11 protein-coding genes are annotated in these 24,944 nt (G+C 68.1%); 8 read left to right on the top strand and 3 right to left on the bottom strand.

The features are described from left to right. Positions 1-212, bottom strand: a 212-nt coding sequence (locus tag MT490_RS18790) for an SRPBCC domain-containing protein (RefSeq protein ID WP_297391105.1), incomplete at its 3' end; no start/stop codon positions are given. Then, entirely contained in the window at positions 196-552 is a 357-nt protein-coding gene (locus tag MT490_RS18785) for a metalloregulator ArsR/SmtB family transcription factor (RefSeq protein ID WP_297391103.1), read from the bottom strand. The genes MT490_RS18790 and MT490_RS18785, both read right to left, overlap by 17 nt. 210 nt (positions 553-762) lie before the next feature. Here MT490_RS18785 and MT490_RS18780 point away from each other — a divergent pair, with 210 nt between their 5' ends. Beyond that, the gene (locus tag MT490_RS18780) at positions 763-2,592 is read left to right on the top strand and encodes an EAL domain-containing protein (protein WP_297391101.1); all 1,830 of its coding nucleotides are present in this window, start codon (positions 763-765) and stop codon (positions 2,590-2,592) included. A gap of 60 nt (positions 2,593-2,652) precedes the next feature. Here the strand turns inward: MT490_RS18780 and MT490_RS18775 are convergent, their stop codons facing one another. After that, positions 2,653-4,233 (bottom strand): Na+/H+ antiporter, encoded by a 1,581-nt coding sequence (locus MT490_RS18775; protein WP_297391099.1) that lies wholly within the window; start codon positions 4,231-4,233, stop codon positions 2,653-2,655. Between the two features lie 515 nt (positions 4,234-4,748). Between MT490_RS18775 and MT490_RS18770 the strand changes: the two genes are divergently transcribed. Genes MT490_RS18770 through MT490_RS18740 form a run of 7 tightly spaced genes read left to right on the top strand, consistent with a single transcriptional unit; the run spans position 4,749 to position 24,932 of the window. After that, a complete protein-coding gene (locus tag MT490_RS18770; RefSeq protein ID WP_297391096.1) occupies positions 4,749-5,144 on the top strand; it encodes a hypothetical protein in 396 nt (131 codons plus the stop codon). 55 nt (positions 5,145-5,199) lie between these two features. Beyond that, positions 5,200-5,628, top strand: coding sequence for a hypothetical protein (locus tag MT490_RS18765; protein ID WP_297391095.1), 429 nt, complete (start codon positions 5,200-5,202; stop codon positions 5,626-5,628). Beyond that, positions 5,625-6,920, top strand: a complete 1,296-nt coding sequence (locus MT490_RS18760; protein ID WP_297391093.1) for a hypothetical protein — start codon at positions 5,625-5,627, stop codon at positions 6,918-6,920. The genes MT490_RS18765 and MT490_RS18760 overlap by 4 nt, the downstream gene beginning before the upstream one ends. Continuing rightward, entirely contained in the window at positions 6,920-7,798 is an 879-nt protein-coding gene (locus MT490_RS18755) for a hypothetical protein (protein ID WP_297391091.1), read from the top strand. The genes MT490_RS18760 and MT490_RS18755 overlap by 1 nt, the downstream gene beginning before the upstream one ends. Then, positions 7,792-8,505 carry a hypothetical protein gene (locus MT490_RS18750; RefSeq protein WP_297391089.1) on the top strand — a complete coding sequence of 238 codons (714 nt, stop codon included), beginning with the start codon at positions 7,792-7,794 and terminating at the stop codon, positions 8,503-8,505. Before MT490_RS18755 ends, MT490_RS18750 begins: the two co-directional genes overlap by 7 nt. Next, on the top strand, positions 8,502-12,029 hold the full coding sequence (locus MT490_RS18745) for a hypothetical protein (protein ID WP_297391087.1): 3,528 nt from the start codon (positions 8,502-8,504) through the stop codon (positions 12,027-12,029). Before MT490_RS18750 ends, MT490_RS18745 begins: the two co-directional genes overlap by 4 nt. A 3-nt stretch (positions 12,030-12,032) precedes the next feature. Beyond that, positions 12,033-24,932, top strand: a complete 12,900-nt coding sequence (locus tag MT490_RS18740; RefSeq protein ID WP_297391085.1) for a LysM domain-containing protein — start codon at positions 12,033-12,035, stop codon at positions 24,930-24,932. The last annotated feature ends 12 nt before the right edge of the window (positions 24,933-24,944 follow it).

The following is a 24,944-nucleotide window of genomic DNA, read 5'->3' as shown; positions in this document are numbered from 1 at the left end:
GTACGGACATCCATATCACACGAGACGAGCGAAACGCCGGTTACCGATTTTGGCATCCACCAGCGCTGGAACAGCTCGGGCTGGCTCCACGCCCTGTAAACAATGCTCGGCGGCGCATCGAATGTCCGCGTTGCGACGAGTTCGCGATCGCCTCTGCGCTCGACCGACGTGCGGTTCTGCGCATCACCTGCACCGTCAACTTGCTGATCCATCGCTTTCCTCCTGTTTCATTTCGCTGATGATTTCGTCCAATGCTTCGAAGCGAGCCTCGAAGAGCTTGCGATGCGCCTCGATCCACTCGGCCTCCGCCTCGAGGCCGCGTTTCCCAAGCGTGCAGGCTCTCACCCGCCCGACCTTCCGTGTGACGACGAGCCCCGCCCGCTCGAGAACCTGGACGTGCTTCTTCATGCCGGTCAGCGTCATCTGGAACTTGTCCGCGAGACTGGTGATCGACGCGTCCCCTCGCCCAAGCTGATCGATGATCCCGCGGCGGGTCGCATCGGACAGCGCCGCGAACGAGAGATCGAGGGGGGGGCTTGCATACTGAACCATATGGTTCAGTGTCTAACCTGCTCGCGCAGGAAGCGCAAGCGTCATGGCCTTGTCGCCCGCAAGGGCGCGCTGAGCATGCCAACGGCAGCGCAACTCGCCTTTGACGCAGCTCGTCCGCGCCCGTGTTGCCGGCGCTGACCGCCTCCATTGGGTATCTTCCGGAAGGTGGAATTAAGGCTCTTGAAAGCAGCCTGTGCCTAGCTGGCGCGATTGTCGGAGGCCCTGACTTTGCTGGAGCTGCAGAACGCTATTCTCGAGATGGTGGCTCGGGGCGAGACGCTGGTAGCAGTGGGCGATCGGCTGTGCCGGGAAGTGGAGATCCTAGCGCCAGGGGTGATATGCTCGATCCTCGAGGTGGATGGAGCGGGACTGCTGCATCCCATCGCGGGCCCGAGCCTCCCCGCGCACTATTCCGCCGCGATAGACGGCATCATGACGGGCCCGATGGTCGGGTCGTGCGGCTCGGCGGCGTATCTAGCGGAACCGGTGGCGGTGACGGACATCGCAAACGACCCGCGCTGGAGCGAATTTGCCCAGCTGGCGCTGCCACTGGGGCTGCGCGCCTGCTGGTCCAGCCCGATCCTGAACGGCAAAGGCGCCGTGATCGGGACATTCGCCTTCTATTATCGCGAGAGCCGAGGCCCTAGCGCACTCGAGCAGGCGCTCGTGAACACCTGCCTCCACCTCTGCGCCATCGCCATCTCGCACCATCGCTGGCAGATGGAACAGACGCGTCGCGCCCTCGAGGATACGCTGACCGGTCTGCCCAACCGCGCAGCATTCAACGCAGCGCTGACTCACATGTCCTGCGACGTTGCCGGGTCATGGGGCCTGCTCATGCTCGACCTGGACAACCTCAAGATCGTCAACGACACCTTCGGCCACCATGTCGGGGACAGGCTCATCGAAGTGACCGCCGAGCGCGTCGCGAGAACCGTCGCCCCCGACAAGGCATATCGCCTGGGCGGCGACGAGTTCGCCGTGCTGGTGCGCAGCCCGGCGGCGCTGCGCGATCTGGAACGCGTCGCCGGCTCGATCCTGGCGGCGCTCGCCTTGCCTGCCGACTGCGGCGGCCATTTCACCGCGCCGCGCGCCACGGTCGGCGGCGCCCTGCTCGCTGCGGACGACGGCGTGGCCGAGCGCGTCCGGCAGCACGCCGACTTCGCGCTCTACCATGCGAAGGAAACCTCTCGCGGAGGGTTCGTGCGCTATTGGCCGGGGATCGGCTCGCGCATAACCAAGCGCCTCGATACGATCCGGCGCGTCGACGACGCCCTGCGGGAAGACCGGCTCCTGCCGCACTACCAGCCCATCTACCGGCTCGACACGGGCGAGATCGTCGGGTTCGAAGCGCTGTGCCGCATGCGCGAGGGCGATCGGATACTGCCCACCAGGCAGTTCCAGGAAGCGACGACGGACCTGGGGGTCGCCACGACGCTCACCGAACGCATGCTCGGCCTCGTGGCGTCCGACATCAGGAACTGGCTCGACAGCGGCCTCCAGATCGACCACGTCGCCGTCAATCTCTGCTCCGCGGACCTGCACGGCGGCCGGCTCGCCGACCAGCTGCGCACCATTTTTTCCGCCGCGCGGGTTCCGCTCGGCATGATCATCCTCGAGGTGACCGAGTCGGTCTATATGGGCCGCGCGGATCAGGCCGTTTCCCAGCAGATCCACGCGCTTCGCGAGCAAGGTCTCAGGATAGCGCTGGATGACTTCGGCACCGGCTTCGCGTCCCTCACGCACCTGATGACGGTGCCCATCGACTTTCTCAAGATCGACAAGACGTTCGTGGATCGCCTGACCGGCGATGGCGTCAGCCGCGCGATCGTCGAGGGTCTGCTCCATATCGCGCGGGAACTGAACGTGCAGGTGGTCGCCGAAGGGATCGAGATGCAGGAGCAGGCGGACCTGCTGTCGGCAGCCGGCTGCAGGCTCGGCCAAGGCTATTTGCTTTCGCAGCCGGTGAACGTCGAGAACGCGACGGCGCTGCTGGTTGACCAGGCACGATCGAACTCGACTGGAAAATACGCCGGCTAGAGCTGACTCGCCGCCCGACCGACAGGCCCGGGGCTCCGCCGTTCTTCCCAGGGCAGCCGCTCAGTCGCCCCGCTGGAACAGGGCGCCCATTTCCTCGAGATCGAGGTCGCGTTCGAGATCGTGGAGGACTTCATCCTCGATCATGCCTCGCCGGTGGAGACGAACCAGCTCGGTCCGGCCGGCTGCGACCGCAGCCAGAACCACGCCGAAATGCGCACGCACGTCGGGCGTGAAGGCGTCCACGTCTCCGGCGTAGCGCTGGGTGGCGTCGTCCCGTTTGCGATATTCCTCGAGCAGCCTGGGGTGGACCAGCGCGCCGTCGGCGCCATAGGCCCGCACTTCGACTTCGGTGTATTTCGCGCGCGCTATCGCGGCCTCGGCCGCGGCGAGGTCCATCGCGGCCGGCGGATCACCGTCGGCCGGACGGACCATGCGGATGAGCCATCCCAGGCTCGATCCCTGGATGACGACGGTGGTCAGGATGACCGCGAATGCCGCGACCAGCATCAGGTCACGGCCAGGCATCTGCGCCGGCAGAGTCAACGCCACCGCCAGCGTGACCACGCCGCGCATGCCGGTCCAGGCGAGAACGCTCGCCTGCCGCCACCCGAGCGGCCGGGCGCGCCGGAGTCCGCCCCGGCGCAAGGCCAGGAGCACCCCGTCGCTGCCGAACACCCAGACGAAGCGGGCGAGAGCCACCGTCAGCAACACACCGAGCACCGGCACCGCCATGTCGGTGAGGATCGCCTCCGCGCCGACGCGATCCACGACGCCGCGAAGCGAGAAGCCGATGAGGATGAACACCAGGGCCTCGAGGCCGAATACGAGGGTCCGCCAGAAGGCGGTGCCCTGCATCCGCACCTTGGCGGGAAGGACGACATGCTGGTGCCAGCCGAAGATGATTCCGGCCGCGACCGTCGCGATCACCCCGGAGACGTGCAGCATCTCTCCCGCCAGATAGGCCGCCCAGCCGAGAAGCGTGGCGGTCGCGACGATCAGCGTGTCGTCCGTCATGCGCCGCATGACGGCGATCCACGCGAACCCCACGACGGCACCGACCACGACTCCCCCGATGGCCAGGAGCAGGAAGCTGCCCACTGCCGCGCCCGCGTCGAAGGCACCGCTGAGCGTCGCCGCGACGGCGAAGCGGAAGAGCACCAGCCCGGTGGCGTCGTTCAGCAGGCTCTCGCCTTCGAGCAGCGCGTGGAGCCGCCGCGGCAGCGTGACGCGCTGGAGCACCGATCGGGCCGCCACGGCGTCGGGCGGCGAGACGATGGCGCCCAGGGCGAAGCAGGCCGCCCAGGGCAGCGCCGGAACGAGCAGATGGACGACCAGGCCGACGATCAGGGTCGTGAACAGGACCGCCCCCACGGCGAGCGACAGGATGCCCGGGAGATGGCGGCGGAAGCGGCCGAAAGCGGTGTAATAGGCGCCGTCCATCAGAAGCGGCGGCAGGAAAAGCACCAGCGCCAGCTCCGGATCGAGCGATATCTCGGGAATGCCGGGCAGGAAGGCGAGCGCGCCGCCACCCACCAGCAGCGCGGCGGATGGCGGGAAGCCGATCCGCGCCGCCGCCCAATGAAGCGCGACCACCGTCGCCAACAGGACCAGGACCAGCTCGAACGTCTCTACAGGATGCATGCGGGCTCCCCCAGGGCGAGCATGCGCGATCGCGCATCGGTCAGCAACCCGGGCCCATCTCCGGGTTCAATCATTCATCCCGTCGTGTTGAGTCTGAAACATTACAGCAAGGAATACGCAACATTACCATGGCGCTCATCTTTCGAGAACAGCGCCTTCCTATGAATGCGACTCGAATGGAAAAGCTTTCGACCCAGCAGAGCTCTCAATGGGCGCAAAAACACGCTCGGATGCCGAAAAATCCTCACCTATCAATGAATAGATTGGTTTAAGGATACGCAATACATGCGCGCTTGAAGAGTCCATTGAATCGTGTCACCTTGCTGCGCATACAAAAAACGGGACGCATGTTTTAAGTGTGTGGAACATTCGGCAGTCATGTGACTGCCCGAAGCGCATACATTCGCCTGGCCCATGTCAGGCGCTCGAAATAGTCGATGCAACGCATCGCAACAACGCGTTCCGTCATTATTTTATATTTAATAAACGTTACGGAAACAAGGGAGATGTTAGAGATGACCGCCGTCCGCTCGCTTACCGTCGTCGTCAACAATGCCAGCGACGCCCAGATCGCCGTAAACTACGGCCAGCTCACCGGTGGCGGCTGGGAGAACGGCACGCAGCCCGTTCCCGGCTCGGTCATCAGCGCGGGATCGAACACCTTCGTCAACGGCGCCGAGGACGCGTTCACCTCGCTCGGCGGGACGATCCTGCTCACCCCCGCTTCGGGTGGGACGATCACGCTTACCTGGTCGTGGCCGCGCGGCTCGGGCGTGACCGGCGCGACCACGGGCAACTCGCTTACCGGCCTCGCGGTCGCCTCCACGGTGATCAACACGCAGAGCATGAACCCGCAGATGCAGGTCTACATCGTCGACTCCAACGCACTCACTGCGTTCGCTGCAAAGTAACGACTGAACCGCTGGCGCGCCGCCGCGCGGCGCGCCGCTTCCGGGGAGCGGCATCGTGACTCAGCCGAACGAGAAGACGCTCGCGGCGGACGAGAGCATGGCGATCACCATCACCATCCTCAACTCCTCCTCCGCCCAGCTGACGCTGGCCGACGGAGAGCTGACCGCTGGTGCCTGGCGCGGGCAGCCGCCCGTCCCGGGCATTACGCTTCCGGCAGGCGCCACCAGCTTCGTCAACGTCAGCCAGTCGGCGTTGGGCGGCGCGGGGGGTTACATCACCCTCACTCCGGCCGGCGGCGGCTCGATCAGCATGTCGTGGAACTGGTCGTCGGGCCAACCGCTGATCGCCTATGGCAACACTGCCGGCACCAGTGCGCTCGTCCTGTCCTACGCCGTCTCAGGCGTATCCACCTTCCATCCGACCGTCACCTATGTGATCACCGATCCCGGCGGCGTCGGAGAGCAATCCGGAGACCACGGATGAGCGCCGGCCAATATGGCGTGACGAGCAGCTTCGGCGGCGCCACCGGCGTGGGGCCGTTCCTCGTCCCCGCGGGGCTCACTTCGGGGAACACGGTCAGCGTCTATGTGGTGGGGCCGGTCGCGCCGGGCGCGAAGGCGGGGGCGATCACGCTTCCCAGCGTCACGCTCCCCTCCCCCACGCCCTCGACGCAATCGACCTTCACGGCCAGCATCGTCGCCGCGATGGGCAATTCACCGGTGCCCGCGGTGCAGATCGACGTCGACAAGACGCTCGTGTGGAGCGCCGACTCCACCCAGCGCGCCAGCATGGCGACCGCGTTCAAGGTCCTTCGCGCGCAGCTCGAGGCGATCGAGGGCGGAAGCGCGCCGCTGTTGCTGCCCGGCGGCTCCGACCTCATCGTCAACCGCCTCGCTTCGGCGCTGCCGCTGCGTTTCGACGAGATACTGGCTTATTATTACGCCTTCGACGCGACCGCGCAGACGATCGACCTGCTGCCGGGCATGTCGCTCCGGGTCGACTGGGCGGGCTATCAATATTGCGACGGTCCCGGCGGCCCGGGCGCGGGGCTCAACGGCTTCGGCGCGACGGGCACGAGCCGTCTCGAGATCGTGCGACGCCCCGACGGCACGCTCGCCTTCGACGGCTTCTCCGCCCAGTTTACGCAGGGCGTGACGCTTCAGCCGCCCGCCGGCTGCCCCTTGCTCGCGGGCGGACCGCTCGACCTCCAGGTCGCCGGCAACGGCCGTCGCCACCTGCGGCTGGTCTGGCCGACGAGCTTCTCCGGCGCGGGTAGCGTCGACAACAGCGGTACGATCGGCCAGCTCAGCTGCATCCTGCTCGGCGCGTCGAGCTTCGCCGACATCGAGGCGGCCACAGCCGCGGTGGTGGCCGGGCAGAGCGCCTGCGGCACGCAGAGCAGCGGCGCCGATCCGATCGTTAGCATCGCGTTCACCGGACGCGTGACGCTGGTGCCCGAGATATGGATCTGGATGCTCGGCACGCCGCACCGCGTGCCGCTCGGCACCACGGTGCGCAACTTCGTGCAGCGCTTCGTGGACCCGACCCCGCTGCAGATGCAGGCGGGAAGCCTCGCGCCGACCAACCTGCAGCTCGCGATCCTGCGCTGGGCGCAGATCAACGCGCCGCCGATGAACCCGAACACGCCGGGGTTCGACATCGGCGCCATCGACCTCTCCAAAGGCGCGTCGGCGGTGGGCCCGCTCGGCGACGGCTTCGATACACCGCTCATCAAGGGCGACTGCCTCTCGATCCGTCTCCCGGGGGTGTCCTGATGAACGCGAAGCGCGCCAGTCTCGCGCTTGCGCTGGCGGGGGCGCTCCTCCCCGCGGCGGCGGCGGCGCAGTCCTTCACGATCCTCACGCAGAACGTGCTCCGCTTCGGCCATGGCAGCCGGTTGCAGAACCAGTGCAACGCGATCACCGCGGCATCGACCACCGTCGACATCATCGTCCTGCAGGAAGTGATGACGAACGGCTATCCCTGCCTGGCCGGCAACAACAACAAGGGCGTGAACACGCCCGTCCCACCGAACTTCCAGTATCTCACTTCCGCGGCGAAGGGGCGGTCGTCCTACAAGGAATATTACGGCATCCTGTACCGCACCAATCAGCGCAACAACATGGAGATCCAGCGGGTCCAGGAAGACGACAATCTGAGCACCACCGCGACCTTCATGCGCCCGCCCTACGGCGTACTCTTCAAGGTCACCGACAAGAGCACCAGCACGCCCAAATCGTGCAACGTGTGGGTGGTCGACATTCACTCGATCTTCGGCAAGACGCTCGCCGGCCGCCAGGCCGAGGCGGCCGCGATGCGCGCGATCTATCTCAACCTGAGGGGGCGCGCCAACGACGCCGTGATCGTGGCCGGCGACTGGAACCTAGCCGCCAACGACGCGACCGGCTTCGGCTGGGTTGCGGGCAACACGGCCACCATCCAGCCCAACGTGCTCACCAGCCTGACCACCACGGGCGCGCCGAGCAGCGCCTACGACCATGCGATCAACACCTTCCAGACGACGGCGCCGTCGATAACGATCTCGCAGGCAGGCGGAACCTGGACCTATACCGGAGCCTATACCATGCCCCAGTGGCGCACGAGCGTGTCGGACCACATGGGCGTGATCGGCAATGTGAGCCTGACGTGCTGAGCCGCCCCCGCCGCGGGCTGCGGATCGGCACGGCATGCCTCGCCGCAGTCATCGTCCAGTTCGGATGGGGCGCGGCGGCGGCCGCGCAGAGCTTCGTCCTTCCCAAGGAGTGCACCTCCGCGACGGGGGACGAAGGGGACGATCCGGTCGTGGTGATCGCCAAGGGGTCGGGCGAGGCGACGTTCACCAACTTCGTGCTGCTCAGGTTCGTGAACCCGATCAGCTGGGGGATCTCCATATCTCCCTTTGTCGCCGACACCTACAACATCATCACCACCTATACCCCGTTCCTCACCTCCGACCGGCTGCTTCAGCTCAACAGGAGCCTGCCCTCGCTGATCGTCCCGCTGCCGGCGCCGGGCGCCACCAGCGGGCGCGAGACGGCCATCTACGGCACCTTCGTGGTCACGATCATGGACAAGGCCGGGAAGGACGCGGTCCCCAACGCCTTTGTCGACTTCATCCCCGATTTCGTCGGCTCGTCGCCGCTCGAGATGCAGGCGGATTCGAGCGGGAAGATCACGCTTAACTGCGTCCAGCAGAACTTCCAGGGCTACAACATCACCGTCTACGATGCGGGCCATCAATATCTCTACGACGGTTCCTTTCCAGCGGACGCGAGCTCGGTGGCGAGCGCGGTAGAGGGCGAGGGCTCGAGCGCGGTGATCGGAAGCCGCTCGCGCCCGCATCCGGAAGCCTCCCAGTGACCGTGGCGCTGCAGCCCTTCGGTGCCGGCAGCCTCCTCTACGTTCCGGCCGATCGTCCCGCGGACGGCGTCGTCACCGGCTTCCTCTTCCCCTCGGGAAGCACCCCGCCCCCGACGATCAGCCTCTCCGACGCGCTCGCGGCCACGGGCTGGTTCGTCGTCACAGGGCCGGTGGCGGACACGGGAGTTCCCGCATTCGTCGCCGCGGCGCAGACCTGGTTCGCCTCGCCGGCGCGGGCCGGCGCGGTGCTCAGCTGGTTCACCAACGCCGCCAGCCCGGGCACCGGGCTCACGGGCTGGACGATCTTCGCAGGGCCCACGGGAAGCCGTACGGCGCTGACCGGCACCGCCTCGATCCAGTTCGGCAATTTCACGATCAGCCTGCCACGCAGGACCCAGCTGGCCGCGAGCACCGACGGAACCGCCCTCGCCTTCACCGCTGCGACGAGCCCGGTCGCGCTCGCCGTGACTCCCTTTGGCGGCCGCACGCCGGTCACCTTCCCGATCACGGGGCCGCTTGCGCTCAACCTGGCAGGCGACGCCTCGACCGCGGGCTGCGCGGCCTTCGGCTTCACCACCAACGCGGCGGGGCTCGACTCGCTCGACGTCGGGCTGCGCTCCTACAGCGCGCCACAGGCCGGGGGCTATGCCCAGACCGCGCGGCACCGTCCCTTCGATTTCAGCCAGGGGAACGTCACGCTCGCCGCGACGCTCGACCCGCTAGCGCCCGCCGACCATGCGCGCAGCCTGTTCACGCTTCCCGGCGCGACTGCCGTGCCGAGCTTCTACCGCAGCGCAGCCGGCCCCGCCTTCGAAGCGAGCTTCGGTTCCGATTTCCAACTGGTGCTGTCGTCGCGGCTGACCGGGGTCGACGCCAACGGAAACCCGGTCCAGGTCGGCGGCGCGGTGTACACGATCGTGCCCAGCGGAACGGTCGCGCTGTCGCTCCCGACCGGCAGCGCCACGGCGGTGGGCAGCGCCGCCAACCTCGCGCCGACCCTGATGGGCGGGCTCTCCCCGGTCGAATATTTCGGCGCGTCGACCAACACGCTCGTCTTCGTTCCCGACCAGCCCGCCTTCGCACCCACGCTGCACCCCGCCGACGGGAACCAGGGCCGCGTCTTCGGCGCGCTCACCAGCGCCGCGACGACCGCCTGGGCCTCGCTGGTCGCGCCCAGCGAGGGAACCGCCTATTACTCGCAGCCCGACCAGGCCGTGCTCCACCAGGGCGACACGAGCGAATCGAGCTTCCTTTCCTATCTGCCGCTCCAGATCTCGGCATTGCCCGAAGGCGCCACCGCCGCCTTTCCGCTGCTTCCCTATGGCTCGGTCGCGAGCGGCGCCGGCTTTTCGCTCGACGATCTCGGCCAGTTCGAGCGCCAGGCCTGGTCGCCGATGCGGCTGGCGACGCTCAAGCCCACGCAAAGCTCGGCCGCAGCCGCGGCGGGTGCCTACGCGCCCCAGCCGCCGCCCGGCAACGTGCCCAATCCGCCCTTCGGCACCACGCGGCAGGGCCTGCTCCTCCAGTTCGACAATCAGGGAGACTGGGCCGACCTGACGATCGCCATGTCGTCCCCGCCGCCGCCGTCGCCGCGCCAGCCGGGACTCATCCTGGAAAGCGTCACCGGCGCACTCCAGACGGCGCTCCAGACCAACGAGCTCTTCCTCGTGATCTCCTCGGGCGACATGCTGCTCGCCGACAGCGACATGGCGTACGAGCTGTCGAAGGAACGCGTCGACCTGCTCGCGAGCAAGATATCCGACACGGCGTGCCAGCAATGGCTGCAATCGCTGGTCGTCAACGGAGCGGTCGCCTACGCCAACCTCGCCGCGCTGCAGGCGGCGGTGCTGGCGAGCCAGGCGCCACCGACGATGGCGCAATATTTCGACGTGGTGCGCACCTATGCCGGCGACTTCAGCCTGTTCGCGGCCGGGGCGACGGGCGAGGACGCATGGGAGTTCGACCTCTCGCCATGGCGCTGGGCCGAGCACCAGACGATCCTGATCTTCAAATTCTGCAACAAGACATTCGCCCAGGCCGCCGCGGACACCAGCCAGTGGAGCGGCGCGAGCGATTTCAACGCCAGCCCCGACGCCACCGTCCAGCAGATCGCCCAGATCATCGCCGATGCGCGCACGCGGCAGAAGACCGATTCCGACCTCGACTACTTCGTCCAGACGGTGCTCGACGATCCGTCGTGGAGCGGCATCATCGCGCTCAACGCGCTGGTGCCGCTGTCGGGCCTGCCCGAGCAGATGCGCGCGCTCGCGGCGGGCATCGATCCGGCGGCGTTCCAGGCACACCATGTCGGCGTCTCGGTGACGCCGGTCACGCCGGGCGCAACGACCTTCACCGCCGCGCCCAGCTCGATCTTCGGGCTGATCGACTATGAGGACAATGCGCCGCTGACGAGCGGCGACGCCTATGCCTTCAAGGTCAACACGCTCAAGGTGCTGATCGCCAACTCGCAGGTGGCGGGCTTCTCGAGCCATGTCGAACTGCTGGTCAACAAGCTGTTCGGCGAGCCCGCCACCCAGATCGGCGCGCCCGACAACAATCTCGGCTTCGACGGCTATTACCAGAAGACCGGCGACACCAGCGGCTCGGGCAAGGAGGTCGGCACCTATCGCTTCGTCACCGCGGGCCCCACTGCCTATGCCGTGTCGAGCGCGGTGCTCGACCAGGTCGCGATCACCGGCGCGACCTTCGTCACGCTTCCAGGCACCACCGACGACAATCCGATCGTCAACGCCACCTTCCTGCTCAACGGCGCGATCGCCTTCCTTCCGCAAAAGGGCTTCGATCTCTTCTCCTACGGCCCCGAGCAGGCGACGCAGACGATCGAGCAGGGCCTGTCCTACCGCGCGCTCTCGATCGACATGCGTTTCGACGAGGCGACGCCCTATTACCGGACCTTCGCCTTCGACGCGGCGGCGCTGGTGGTCGATCCCGCGACCAGCCTCGCACGCTCGGCGAGCCTCGTCAGCCACTTCCCGATGAAGCTCACCGGGCTCGTCCAGGGGCTGGGCAGCGTGACGCCCGACAGCCTGGGCTTCATGCCCGTCGACATGCCGATCCAGGGGGCCAAGCTCTCGCCGCCCTGGTTCGGCCTGCGCTTCGATCTCGACCTCGGCACACCCGGCGCATTGGCGGCCGCAACCGGCTTCTCGGCGGGGCTGCTGCTCGCCTGGGCGCCCAATCCCTCGGGCGCGAGCGTCTATGCGGGGCTGTCGCTTCCCGGCGTGTCGGGCGGCCAGCGTGCCATCTCGATCGAAGGCGTGCTGAGCCTGGCGTTCGGCGGCGTCAGCTTCGTCGTCGCACCGCCCACCTACCTCATCCAGCTGAGCAACATCGCGCTCAAGTTCCTGAGCGTCAGCTTCCCGCCGAACGGACAGGTGAACATGACGCTGTTCGGCAATCCGGCGCAGCAGACGAGCGGCGCGCTCGGCTGGTTCGCCGCCTATCTCAAGAATGGCGCGGGGAGCGGCACCAAGCCTCCGCCGTCGCTTCCGGGCAGGAGCTAGGCCATGGCAACCGACCTGGCAGCGATGAGCATCGACCAGCTCTGGCAGGCGCTCCAGAGCAACGGCTATTACACCAGCAGCGCGCTCAACCTGCCCGCGGCCAACGCGCTGGGCTCGGCAGGGATCGACGCGCTGCTCGGCGACGCGACACTGTTCCCCGGCAAGGCGCTGGCGATGAACCTCACGGGCACGCAGCCGCCCGGCAGCTCGATCGTGCTGACGGGAACGCTTGCCAACGCCTTCCTCGGACAGGCGAACGCGGCGGCGGTCGCGACCTTCACGATCGACGGCACCGGCCTGCCCGCGCTGTCGCTCGTCGTCACCACGGCGTCGGGCACCGTCCTCGCCACGGCCTTCGCCTCGCTCCCCGCGGACTCCGCGCCCGCCGATCAGGCCTTCAGCGCGGCAAGCTTCACCGCCGGCTCAGGGTCGCCGCCCACGCTCCAGTTCAGCGGCACGCCCGACCTCAGCCAGACCGCCTATGCCAAGCTCTGGTCGGGCAAGACGCCGTCGCTCGCCGGCACGATCACCGACTGGAGCGCCGCGCCCAGCTTCCAGCTCGCGACCGATTATGCCGACGCTTCGGCGAATCCCGGCATCCTGGGGCTGCAGATACAGATGAGCCTCGCCGCCGCGGGTACGACCGCCGGCGGGCAGCTGCAGGGCAAGATCATCAGCCCGGGAACCAAGCTCGACGGCCTCCAGCCCAGCTGCGCGCTGCCGGTGCCCGCGGGCGTGCCCGCCGTGCTCGACACCGGCCCGCTCACCAATATCGGCCTTCCCGATCTCGGCACGCTGTCGGGGCTCTTCCTCGGCCAGCAACTCGCGGCGCTGATCCCGTCGCAGTTCAGCCTGGGCAACACGCTCTTCCTCGGCGACGTCCAGCTCGGCCTCGCGCCCGGCGCGGCCAATCTCCAGACGATGCAGGTCACGGTAAATACCGGCAATGCGCTCAACTGGCCGCTGCTCCCGGGCGGCCTGCTCGACTTGACCCAGGTCGCCGCGACCTTCGGCTGGCTCGGCGGCACCAACGTGTCGATCACCTTCGGCGGCGATTTCCAGCTGGGCGGCAACGATCAGCTCGGATTCACCGCCGCGTTCACTTTGCCGCAGCAGATCCTCTCCGCGCAGAACGACACGAAGTTCGACGTCGGCCAGCTGCTGTCGGTGTTCGGCATCGATCCCCCGCACACGGGACTCTATGTCGACGTGCTCGCCGGGACCTTGGCGATCCCGACCAAGACCTGGAGCTTCACCGGCGACGTCACCTTCGACGACAGTTGGTCGATCAAGCTGATGGGCGAGACCGCGATCGGGATGGACGCTGTCTCGCTCGCGATCACGCAGACCAGTTCGTCCCGCACGGTGGCGATCGCCGCCACCGCGACATTGTTCGACGCGCAGTTCCAGGTCACCGCCGCGACCGACAGCAGCACCAACGCCTGGGCGTTCGCCGGCACGCTGCTGACTCCGCTGCATCTCTCGAGCATCACCAAGGCGCTGCTCCCCTTCGCGTTCGACCCGCCCGACATCACCGTCGAATCGCTCGACGTCGCGTTCAATTCGGCCGGCGACATGTTCAGCTTCGACACGGTGGTCGACTGGAAGATCGACGAGATCGACACCGAGATCACCGCCGAGCTCCAGTTGCTCAGGACCGCGGGCCAATATTCGGGCTTCCTGAAGGGCGAGGTCGACATCCACGGCCTGGTGCTCCAGGTCCGCTACGACTTCTCGCCGACCAGCATGGGCATCAGCTTCGCCTATCGCAGCCTGACGATCAGCTATCACAAGGATGCGAGCGGCCCGACCGTCACGATCAGCCTGGGCCGCGGCACCGTCGGCGACCTGTTCGACTTCCTCCTCTCCTTCGCCGATCCCGGTCGCTCGGTATCGCTCGGATCGCCCTGGGACGCGTTCGAGAAGATCGAGCTTCCCGAGATCTCGGTGACGGTGAACCTCAACACCAAGGCGATCCGCGTCGAGCTCGACCATGTCGCCAATCTGGGCTTCATCGACATCCAGAAGATCGTGCTCAACTACAGCCGCGATTATGGCACGCCGCGCTTCAACCTCGAGCTCAGCGGCACCTTCCTCGGCCAGCCTTACGGCACCGGCGGGAACCCGCCCTTGCGCTGGGACGCGCTCAACGATCCGCCGCCCGCGGTGCCCGGCACCGGCACGCAGGTGCTCGACCTCGAATTCCTCGGCCTCGGCCAGCGCGTCGCCATCTCGGGATCGGTCCCCACCGAGATGGACAAGATCGTCGACGCACTCGAGGCGGCGATGCGGCCGCCCGCCGATCCCAACAAGAACCCGGTCACCCAGCTCGACAAGATCGCCTATGCCGCGGGCAGCAACTGGCTGATCGGCACACGCTTTACGGTGATGTCCACGCTGCGCATGGACATCGTCTTCAACGATCCCGTCGTCTACGGCGTGCTGATCCAGCTCTCGGGCGAGAAGGCCGGGCTGTTCGCCGGTCTCCGCTTCGAGATCCTCTACCGCAAGGTCACCGACACGATCGGTGTCTACCATATCGAGCTGACGCTTCCCGACGAGATGCGCCACCTCGAATTCGGCGAGGTCTCGGTCACGCTGCCGATCGTCACGATCGACATCTACACCAACGGCAATTTCCGCGTGGACCTGGGCTACCCGCCCAGCCTCACCGATTTCTCGCGCTCGTTCAGCGTCCAGGTCTTCCCCTTCACGGGCTTCGGCGGGCTCTATTTCGCCGTGCTCGACGGCCAGACCTCGACCAACGTGCCCAAGGTGACCAGCGGACATTTCGGCACCGTGCTCGAGTTCGGTTTCGCGCTCCAGGTGGGCGTCGGCAAGACGCTCTCGCTCGGGATATTGAGCGGCGGGATCAGCATCACCGTGGGCGGCGCGGTCCAGGGCGTGCTCGGCTGGTATACGCCGAACGATTCGAACCTGCCGTCGGAGCGCTACTACCACCTCACCGGCACCGTCGCGCTGATCGGCCAGGTCTATGCCACCGTGGACTTCGGGATCATCCAGGCGAGCGTCAGCCTGACCGTCTACGCCTCGATCAGCCTCGACGTCGAAAGCTACAAGGCGATCCTGATCGAAGTCAGCGCGGGCGTCAGCGTCAAGGTCAGCATCAAGATCCTGTTCATCCGGATCCATTTCAGCTTCAACGCGACGATCACCGAGCGCTTCTCGATCGGTTCGGACTCCACCCCGCCCTGGACGCTCGCGGCGCCGGGCGGAGGCTCGACCGATACGGCAGCGCTGCGCGGACGCCGGGCCTATCGCAGCGCACGGCCGCTGCTCCGCCAGCCGCCTTATGCGCTGCTGCGCCGGCGCCCCGCACGACAGTTGCAGCTCGGCCGCGCGCGGCTGGCAAGCAGCGCCGCCTCCACCATCTCGATCCCGGTGCTCGCGATCCCGATCGTCACCCAGGCGCTGAGCCAGGACTTCGCCTTCCCCTCGGGACCCACCGTTCCCTCGGGCACGACCACGCCGGTGCTCGGCGTGCTGCTGGGGCTGCAGACCTCGAACGACCCGACGCAGGGCGCCAACCCGCTGATGGCGTTCCTGCTCGACTGGGCGATCGACGCGATCGGCCACGAGCACGACACCGCCTCGGCCGCGGTGATCGAGGAGATCCTCCAGACGCTGTCGGACGCGTCGGCGTGCGACACCTATTTCGGCTACGGCACGCTCACCTCGCTGTTCCAGACCAACGGCGTGGTCTTCACGGTGACTCCGCGCCCGGATTCCGGGAGCGGATCGGACGAGCTGCCCGCGGCGGTGCTGGCGATGATCCCCGAGCTTCGTCTGTCCACACCCGACTTCACGATCGACTTCACCGCCGACCGGCGCGTCGGCTCCGATTATGAGCAGACGATCCGCGACTATTTCGCCAGTCTCTCGGCGAAGTTCGGATCGGACGCCGCGCCTCCGCAGGCGGCCGACGACGCGACGGTCGAGAGCCTCGCGACCTTCGTTTTCCGCTACCAGTTCTACATGCTCGCCAAATCGGTCGTGCAGGCCGCGCGCGACCTTCTGGGCGGCTCGACGCTCACGCTGACCGCTCCCGCCTCGCTCGCCGAGGTCGCCAACCTCTACAACAACAACTACACCACCCGCCCAGGAGACACGCTCGCCAGCATCGCACCGATGTTCGGGCTCACCGAACCGGTGCTCGCAGCCGCCAACCCGGACCTGCCGGCCGCTGGCCCCTCGGTGGGCGATGCGATCTTCGTGCCCGCGCAGCAGGTCGGCTACACCAGCCAGGCGAACGACACGCTCGCCGGTCTCGCAAGCTGCTTCGGCGTGACCGCCTCCGCGCTCCAGGCGGCGAATCCCGGCGTCGATTTCGGCACGCTTGCAGCCGGGACCGCTATCGCGATCCCCGCGATGCGCGTGCTGCACAGCGTCCTCACGGGCGAGACCGCCACGTCGATCGCAATGGATTTCGCCGTCGATCCCGCTGCGCTGGCCGCGGCCAATCCAGGCGTGGACCTCACCAAGCTCAGCGTCGGCCAGGTGCTGCTCATCCCGCGTCAGCTCACTCCGCTCGCGGTCGCCGCAGCCAACGCCGGGACGCCCGGGCTGCTCGATACCGCGACGACGATCACACTCGCAAACATCCAGTTCACCGCTGCGAGCACGGATTCGCCGAGCTCGCTCGCGAAGCAGTTCGGCATCCAGGTGACCGATTTCCTCACCGCCAATACCGAGAGTGTCGCGCTGCTCAATCCGGGCCAGCAGATCGCGCTCGGCCAGCTCGCGACGACGACACGCGCCGAGGACAGTCTCGATGGGCTCTGGGCCTATTGGTATGGCGGGCAGACGATCACGCTGACCGCGCTCTCGACCGCCAACCCCACGCTGACGGTCACGGCCGGGCAGAAGCTCGCTATCCCCAACGGCTCGGATGCGGACCAGAGCTATACCACCCAGGGCGGCGACACCTTCGCGGGGATCCTGGGCAAATATAGCGGCCTCACGGTCGAGGCGCTGATCGCCAATAACGGCCCGATCCGGCTCGATCCGGCGCAGGCCGTGACGCTCCCTGGCGTGGTGCACACCACCGCGACGAGCTATCAGCTTGCTTACACAACGACCGCCAACGACACCTATGAAACGATCGCCGCGGCGTTCTTCGCGGCCGACGACGCCGCCGCGGCGGTGCTGCTCCTGCAGCAGCTGAACGGCACGACCGAGCCGAGCCCCGGCGACACGGTGAAGATCCCCTATGCCAGCTCGATCGCCAACCTGACGCGTCAATATGGCGTCACCATCGCGGCGCTCGCGGGCAATGCGGTGATGGCGCAATCGTCGATCCTGGCGCCGCGCGCGCCGATCACTATCGCCAGCACCAGTCATGCACTCACCGCCGCCGACACGCTCGGCGGGATAGCGCAGAATTACGATCTCTCGATCGAGCAACTCGTCGACCAGCTCGCCACGGTCGGGAATCTCTTCGCCGCGACGACGATCAAGATCCCGGCGATCCCGGGGATGCGGATCGACCTTCTCGCGCCGGCGCTGGCGGCGAGCGGCGGCTTCACCAACGCGCTCAACATGACCTCGCGTTTCCTGACGGGCGGGTTGCGCGTGCCCGCGCCCAGCTTCCAGACCGGCACCGACACGGCGAGCGTGGTCGCGTCCCCGGCAGCCACGGCAGCGAGCGCGACCTATCCGCTCTACGCGCTGGTCGGCCAGGAATTCCCGGTCAACCCGGCGGCGACGACCAGCTACGAGATCACCATCACCGGCAGCGGCGCGAGCTGGGTCGCCCCGCCCGCCGCTCCCTTCCCGCTCGACACCGACGAAGTCGCGCTGATCACTGCCTTTACGACGATCGAGTTCGATCCGGGCGTCACCGCAGGCGCGGCGCAGATGCTCACTCAGTTCGCGACGGTGCCCGACCGGCAGCCGCCCGCGGCATTGTTCTGGTGGCAGACGCCCGACCTTCCGGCGCTGCAATCACCCGCGCAGGTGGTGCAGCCGAGCATCTGGATGATGCCCGCGCCGCTGGCGGATGCGCTCGCGGCCAGCCCCTCGGGCATGCTCGCCTACGCCGGCTATCTCGGCACCACCGCGGCCGACGGCACCGTCTCGAACGCCCCGCTGGCGGCGAGCCGCTTCGCGACGGTGCTCGACCTCACGATCGAGCAGGTGCCGGGCACGGTGCCCGGGGTGTACAACATGGTCGGCACCGACCAGGCCGGACTCCAGCGGCTGATCGCGCTGTGGGAGCACCTCCAGTCGGCGAGCATCGATGCCGACCTCACCATCGCCTATGCCAGCCAGGACGCCAACGCGCCGTCCGGGACACTCGTCTCCGACGCGCTCGACCGCGCCAACAGCTTCCTCCTCAAGACCAACCTCTCGACCGAGACCAACGCGCCGCCCGCGATGCTCGGCGCGGAGGCAGTCGCGCCGCTCAACACCGCGGTCGCCGAGGCGAGCGTGGCAAGCTTCTCGGAGGCCGACAGTCGCAACTTCCTCCAGTTCCTGTGGGAATGCAGCGCCGTCCGCTCGGGCGGCTTCTACCTCCGCTACGTCAGCACGGCAGGCAAGCCGGGGTTGCCGGGAACCCTGTTCAAGGACGGCAAGTCGGCGCAGATCAAGCTCGTCGTCGCCTCCGCCGACCAGCCGGCAAACGTGCCGATCGCAATGGCCTTCAACAACGCGCTGATCGTCGGCGACAACGAGGATCCGGCGCACCAGAAGCTCTTCTTCGAGGCCGTCTGCTACACGGTGGCCGGCGGCGACACGCTATCGACCGCCGCCGACAACATCGCGAAGGCCTATCCGGGGCTGCCGAGCGGGTTCGACTGGAGCGCGCTGGCGGCGGTCAACCAGCTCATCCCGGGCACGCTGATCGCGGGCATGTCGATCGCCGGGCAGACCGCCACGCCCGACGACAGCCTTCTCTCGCTCGCCGAACGCGCGCAGATCACCGTCGCCGCGCTGGCGACGCAGATCAAGGATGTGACCTGCCTGCGTGCGGGCGCACTGCTCCAGCTGCTCGGCGAGCCGATCCAGACGATCGCCGAGGGCGACACGTTGGTCTCGATCTGCCAGGACCACAGCTATCTCGACCCCGCGTCGCTCGCCGCGCTCAACGCCGCGACGCAGAACCTGCTGGCCTTCGGCCAGCCGATCAGCGTGCCGGGCCAGGCGGACCGCACGATCCAGCAGGGCGACACTTTCGGAAGCATCGCGACGAGCGCCGGCCTGCCGGTGACCGTGCTGGGCGAGGCCAACGCCGACGCGCCGATCCTGGCGACGGGCGCCGGGATCGTCGTCGCCGCCGACACGCTGCGCACGGTGGCGACGCTGCCGCCGGGCCGCTCGGGCTTCGCGCTGACGCGTACCAACCCCGAACCCGCGGAAGCCCCCGCCGCACCACCGGTCAACCCTGCGAACGATCCGCAGCAGGCGCTCGGCCAGCTCTACCACATGCTCGGCTTCGAGATCGTCGCGGGCGGCGGCTTCGACGACAGCGGCGAAGGCCTGCCCGCAACACCCGCCGACCAGGACGGCGACACCGACGACACCTTGTGGCGCTACCGCCAGGTGCTCGCCGTCTATCCCTTCGCGCAGACGCAGCCGGTCGCGATGCCCGCGGCGCTACCCGCGGCAAGCGACGATCCCTATGCCGGCATCGCCGCGGGAGCCGCGCTCTCGCTCCAACTCGCCTTCCAGGACGTGCTCGGCAACCGCACTTCGGGCTCGGTGCTCTCGGGCACTGGCGGTCCGACGCTCACCGGCCCCGTCGGCTATACCGACGAGCTCGTATCGCTCGCGGCCTGGCCGTCGCTGGTGACCTCCTATCGCTTCATGCCCGCGGACCCGAACCTCGTCGTGGCGCTGGGCGTCTCGCCGACGAAGTTCCAGCCCGACGCCACGCCCGCGCCGATGATCGCGGGCGCGCCGGACCCGGCGCACAGCGCCGCCGCCACCCGCGCGGGGCAGGCACGGGCGCGCTATGCCCAGATCCACTACCAGCTCCTCCAGCCCGACATAGAATGCGCGCTCAGCACGACGCTCGGTCCCGTCGCCGACCCCACCGGCCTCTCCGACACGACCCTCGCCACCTTGCGGGGCGTCGCGGCATCGGCCTATGTCTATATGGGCAACGCGCAGGCGCTGGCGCTCACCACGGCCGGCCCGGCGCAGGGCTTCGCGAACCTGACGGCACTGACCACGGCTTCGACCACGACCACGGGCGCTGGCTATCCCGCCTCGTTCGACGACCTGGCAGCCGTGAACGCCAATGCCGAAGCCGCGTTGATCTTCGGCGACGACGTCGAGATCCAGGTGCCGGTCTTCAAGACCACGCTCGCGGGCGAGACTCCAGCCGCCTATATCGCACGCGTCGGCGTGTCCGATACCGACGCCTTTGCCGCGGCGAACGCCGAGGTGGCGCTGATGCCGGGCGCGATCCTAAACACCAGCTCGCGCACGATTTCCGCCGACGATGCGGTCCTGTCGCTCGCGGCGATGGCCGACGCGCTGGTCTGTTCGATCGTCGACGGCCCGGGCAGCGTACCGGGGCTCGCGACCGCCAACGCCAAGGCACTGCTCGCCCAGCAGACGACACTCACGATCGGCAACTACAGCTACACGACCGGCACGTCCGACACGCTAGAGAGTGCCGCCACGGCGCTGGGCACGCTTGCCGGCACCACCCTCACTCCGGCCGACGTGGCGGCGGCAAACGCCTATGTCGCGCCGCTCTTCGCAAGCGGCGCCTCGCTCAGCATCGCCAGCGCGCTGGCCGTCGCCGGCGACACGCTCGCGAGCTTCGCCACCAGCTTCGGCCCGCCCACGCCGGCCGAGCTCCTCCAGGCGAACCTGCAGGTGCCGGGGATCTGGCCCGGATCGACTGCGCTGTTCGTCGAGAACAGCCAATATGCGATCGTGGCGGGCGACACGATCGCTTCGATCGCGAGCACCGCAAACGCCGCGCCGGGGCTGATCCTGTCGAACAACGCTCCGGCACCGCTCGCGACTTCCGCCGCACTGGTCATCCCCTGGTCGGCCGACGCGACCGGCATCACGGCCGGCACCTACGCGGCGCCCGCGGGCGCATTGCTCGCCGACATCGTCGAGCAGTTCGCCGGGTGGAGCCTCACCCAGCTCGCCGATGGCAACCTCAACTGGCCCGGGCTGTTCGCGGCCACGCCGATCACGATCGGCACGCACACCGTCACGCCCGGGCTCGGCGACACCTTCGCCTCGCTCGCCGCCGCGTTCAGCCTCTCGCCGGGCGACTTCGCCAATCAGGTGGGAACGGTTCCGAACATCGTCCGCCAGGGCGCCGTGTTCGTCACGCCGGCATGGGCGTCGCTGGCGAGCGAGACGCTCGGCGTGCTGGCGCAGCGCTACGGCACCGATCCGGCGTCGTTGGCTGCTGCCAACGCCACGCTGCCGGGACTGCTCACGCCCGGCGCGAGCTTCCCGCTCGATGGCGCGTCGGTGACCATCTATGCGAACGACAGCTTCGCGCTGATCGCCGCGCGCGTGAACGCCGCACGGACCGCCGCCAAGCTACCGCCGGTCAGCGTCGGCGCGATCGGCACCGCGGCCGCATCGGTCCCGCTGCTCGCACGGACGCTCCTCGGCGTCCCCGCGCCCGCGACGATCGCCGCCGAGGTCACACCGGCGGACGCGCAGCCTATCCTCAGCCTCGCGGTGGACCTGGCGATCTCGCGCGATCCGTCGCTCGTCGCGCCCGCCTTCGCCGGCGCGGCGCGAGTCGTCTCGGCGAACGCGCCGATCGCGGCGGCTCCTTTCGCCGCCACTGAAGGCCAGCCCCAGTCGCTCGACCAGTTCGCCGCCGATTTCGAGGCTGCCTTCCCAGGGCACAAGCTCGCGACCGGGCCGCAGCACACCCATTTCTCGCCGGTGCTCTCAAAGCCCTCGCTGCGCGCAGCCGCAGGCGGCGGCTCGGGGGCGACCTCAAGCGGATCCGTGCGCGCGCTCTGGGTGGTCAACCTGTCCGCGACGGGGATCACCTACCGGATCGATCCTGCGCAGGCGCGCTTCTTCGCGGTCGAGCCGCTGTCGACCTATGCCTTCTCGGCCGACAATGTGAGCGTCCCGACCTATTCGACCGGCTCGGGCCTGGGCGCCTCCACGACGATGAACTTCCGCGGGGCCGATCCCGAGGAATGGAACCTCGCCTTCCTCCAGGCGGTCGATCTCGTGCTGTCCCCCGCTTATGCGGCAGCGGCGCAGACCGACGTCCAGGCGGCCGCGAGCCTCGCCACGCTCATCGCCGCCAAGGGAGACATCGCCAAGGGAATGGCGAAGCTCGTCGCCTCGGTCGTCGCCGACCAGACCGAAGGGCTGCAGGACGCCATCGATACGATGACCCAGCGGCTGCTCGTCGAGTTGGGAAGCCTTTATTCGACCCAGGCGCTCGTCCAGTTCGGCGTGGACGTCGGCGGGAGCGGCGCGAACCTGCCCGGAACGCCGCCGCGGCTCGCGGGCAAGCTCAAGGCCAATGTGGTGACCACCCCGGGCGCCGACGCGCCCGTCGACCCGGACCATCCTTTCGCCGCGCTCGCCGCTATCGCCGCAGTCGCGCCGGGATATCTCGCCGCGGCGATCGCGGATGTAGCCGACATCGTCCAGGCGGGCGTCGTCACCAATTACGCGGGCGGCAATCCCCGGACCACGCTGGCGGGCGACACGCTCACCACGATCGCGCAATATTACGCCGTCGCGCCCGAGCTGCTCGCGACGGGCCTCACGATCGCAAGCGACGGCCCCGCGCTCTTCCGCGCCGTCACGCCGGTAAACGTCTCCGCGGTGACCGTGCCCGCCAGCCTGACCAGGATCACCGCGGGCGCCGACTGGCTCGGCACCACGGTCATCGACCTGCTCGACGCCAATGCCGACCGTACCGATTTCTTCGCGCCCCAGAGCGCGGTGACGATCGGCAACATCTCCTACACGCCGCAACCGCAGGACAGGCTGACCGACGTGGCGGCGAAGTTCGGCGGGATGGCCGCGCTCGCGCAGGGCATGGCCGAGGTCGATGCGGGAAGCACCGTGGGGAGCTACACACTCAATTCCGCCGCGCCACCGCGCGCGCTCCAGGCGCTGCCCCAGATCAGCCTGCAGAGCAGCAAGGCGTCGCTGAGCCAGGGCTCGACGCTCACGACGATGCTCACGGTCAATCGGCCCGCGGAGCAGAGCAAGCTCGTCCTCGACCTGGATTTCATGCCCAACCAGCTCGAGTTCGACATCTACGGGATCGCGGGTGTCGCCGGGTATGAAGGCTCGTCCTGGCTGTCGTTCGTGCGGCCACTCGATCCCGCACCCAACCATATCGGCCAGGTCGCGGTACCGATCGCACTGCGGGGTTATCCGGTGCCGGCCGTGATCTCGGGGCAGCAGGCGCTGCCGCCCGGTGCCGGCGGCGCGCCCGACAGCACGCTCACCCAGTGGAACTACCAGTTCGACGCCCAGCGCCCCTTCGCGGCGCAGGACGAGATGACGCTCGAGATCACCTTCAACGAAGCCACCACCATATCCCCCGCGCCGCGCGGCAGCACGGACCGCTCGCAGGTGATCGCGGCGCTGGCCGGATTCAGCGCGATCTGGCCCGCGGTATCGAAGGACCTTGCGGCGGTGCCGCTGCTGCTCGGTTCGTTCACGCCCGACGAGCAGACCGCTGCGCGCAACGCGCTCGCCGCGCTCGCCTGGGTCGCGGGTCAGGTCCAGCTGGCATGGAACGCCCAACTCCTCTTCGCGCCCCCGCCATCGCTGCCGACGGCATTCCAGTACGATCTCTCGACGCGCACCGCAGCCGACGGCAAGGTCGACGCGCTGGTGCTCGACCGTGTCGACCAGGCGACCGATTTCTCCAAGGATCCGGACGACTTCCTGTTCCTCACCGATACGAGCTATGCGAGCGAACTCGCCCAGAAGCAGATCCCCGCGGGCCTGACGTCCGACTTCGCGGCCCATGGCTTCACGCTGAGCGGCAATGCGGCCGTCACGCTCTCGCCGACGCCAACCAGCGACTGGATGATCGTCGACAATGGCGATCCCCAGCTTTCGATCGCGCCGCAGACCTATCGGCTGCTGCTCGCCGACGGCACCACGACGACGCTGCAGGTCTGGCGGCAACTGCTTTGGCCCGCATTGTCGCTGGGGACCAACACCGGCCCCGTCGCGCTGCCCTGCGCCCAGGCGGGCACGCGGCTGACCTATTCGCTCACCGCCGCGCAGGAAATCGCCGAGGGCGCGCCGCTCGACCTGCAATTCTGCTTCTACCGGCTCGACGCGATGACGCTGTCGAACGCCTGGGGCGGCTTCTGGATCTCGCGCAACGCCAACCTGGTCGACGACGTCAACCAGGGCCTGGTCTACGAGACGCCCCTCACGCGCTTCCCCACGCGGATCACGCCCTATATCCAGCGCCCGGACCCGGTGGCGCTGACGGGAAGTTCGCTGGAAGCCGCGCTGTGCACGCTGTTCGAGAAGCTGTTCGCGGGTCAGGCGGCGCTCACCTCCGCCGAGAGCCAGGGTCGGGCGCTGCGCGTGCCGCTTCCGACGATAGCCGGTTCGACCACGCGCAACATCCGCGTCCAGGCGGGCTATTGGCGCTCGCCGAGTGGAGGCGATCCGGTCACCGATCCGCTGAGCTACCGCAACCCGCTGGCGCTGGTGCCGATCTACGCCTTCGACGTCGCCACCGATTGGCAGCCTGGCTCCGGCAGCTTCTGCACGAACCTCGCGACGGCGATGCAGCAGAATGCGACGTCGCTCGGGATCGTCGCCGCGCCGGGCGACCAATGGGTGATCGACGTGCTGATCTACGGCGACGGCGCCGACGACCAGCAGCCTCTATTGTTCATCGCGAATCATTATTTCCCAGTTGCCGCCGGAGGGGGATGATCGGCTCGTCTG

The sequence above is a fragment of the Sphingomonas sp. genome, assembly GCF_026460985.1.
In the GTDB taxonomy this organism is placed as follows: domain Bacteria; phylum Pseudomonadota; class Alphaproteobacteria; order Sphingomonadales; family Sphingomonadaceae; genus Sphingomonas.
This window is presented reverse-complemented; position numbering and strand designations above follow the sequence as displayed.

What these genes read in the sequence shown, in the direction of transcription:
- MT490_RS18785 (WP_297391103.1), bottom strand. Translation starts at nt 552, where the DNA reads ATGGTTCAGTATGCAAGCCCCCCCCTCGATCTCTCGTTCGCGGCGCTG.
- MT490_RS18775 (WP_297391099.1), bottom strand. Translation starts at nt 4,233, where the DNA reads ATGCATCCTGTAGAGACGTTCGAGCTGGTCCTGGTCCTGTTGGCGACG.
- MT490_RS18770 (WP_297391096.1), top strand. Translation starts at nt 4,749, where the DNA reads ATGACCGCCGTCCGCTCGCTTACCGTCGTCGTCAACAATGCCAGCGAC.
- MT490_RS18760 (WP_297391093.1), top strand. Translation starts at nt 5,625, where the DNA reads ATGAGCGCCGGCCAATATGGCGTGACGAGCAGCTTCGGCGGCGCCACC.
- MT490_RS18755 (WP_297391091.1), top strand. Translation starts at nt 6,920, where the DNA reads ATGAACGCGAAGCGCGCCAGTCTCGCGCTTGCGCTGGCGGGGGCGCTC.
- MT490_RS18740 (WP_297391085.1), top strand. Translation starts at nt 12,033, where the DNA reads ATGGCAACCGACCTGGCAGCGATGAGCATCGACCAGCTCTGGCAGGCG.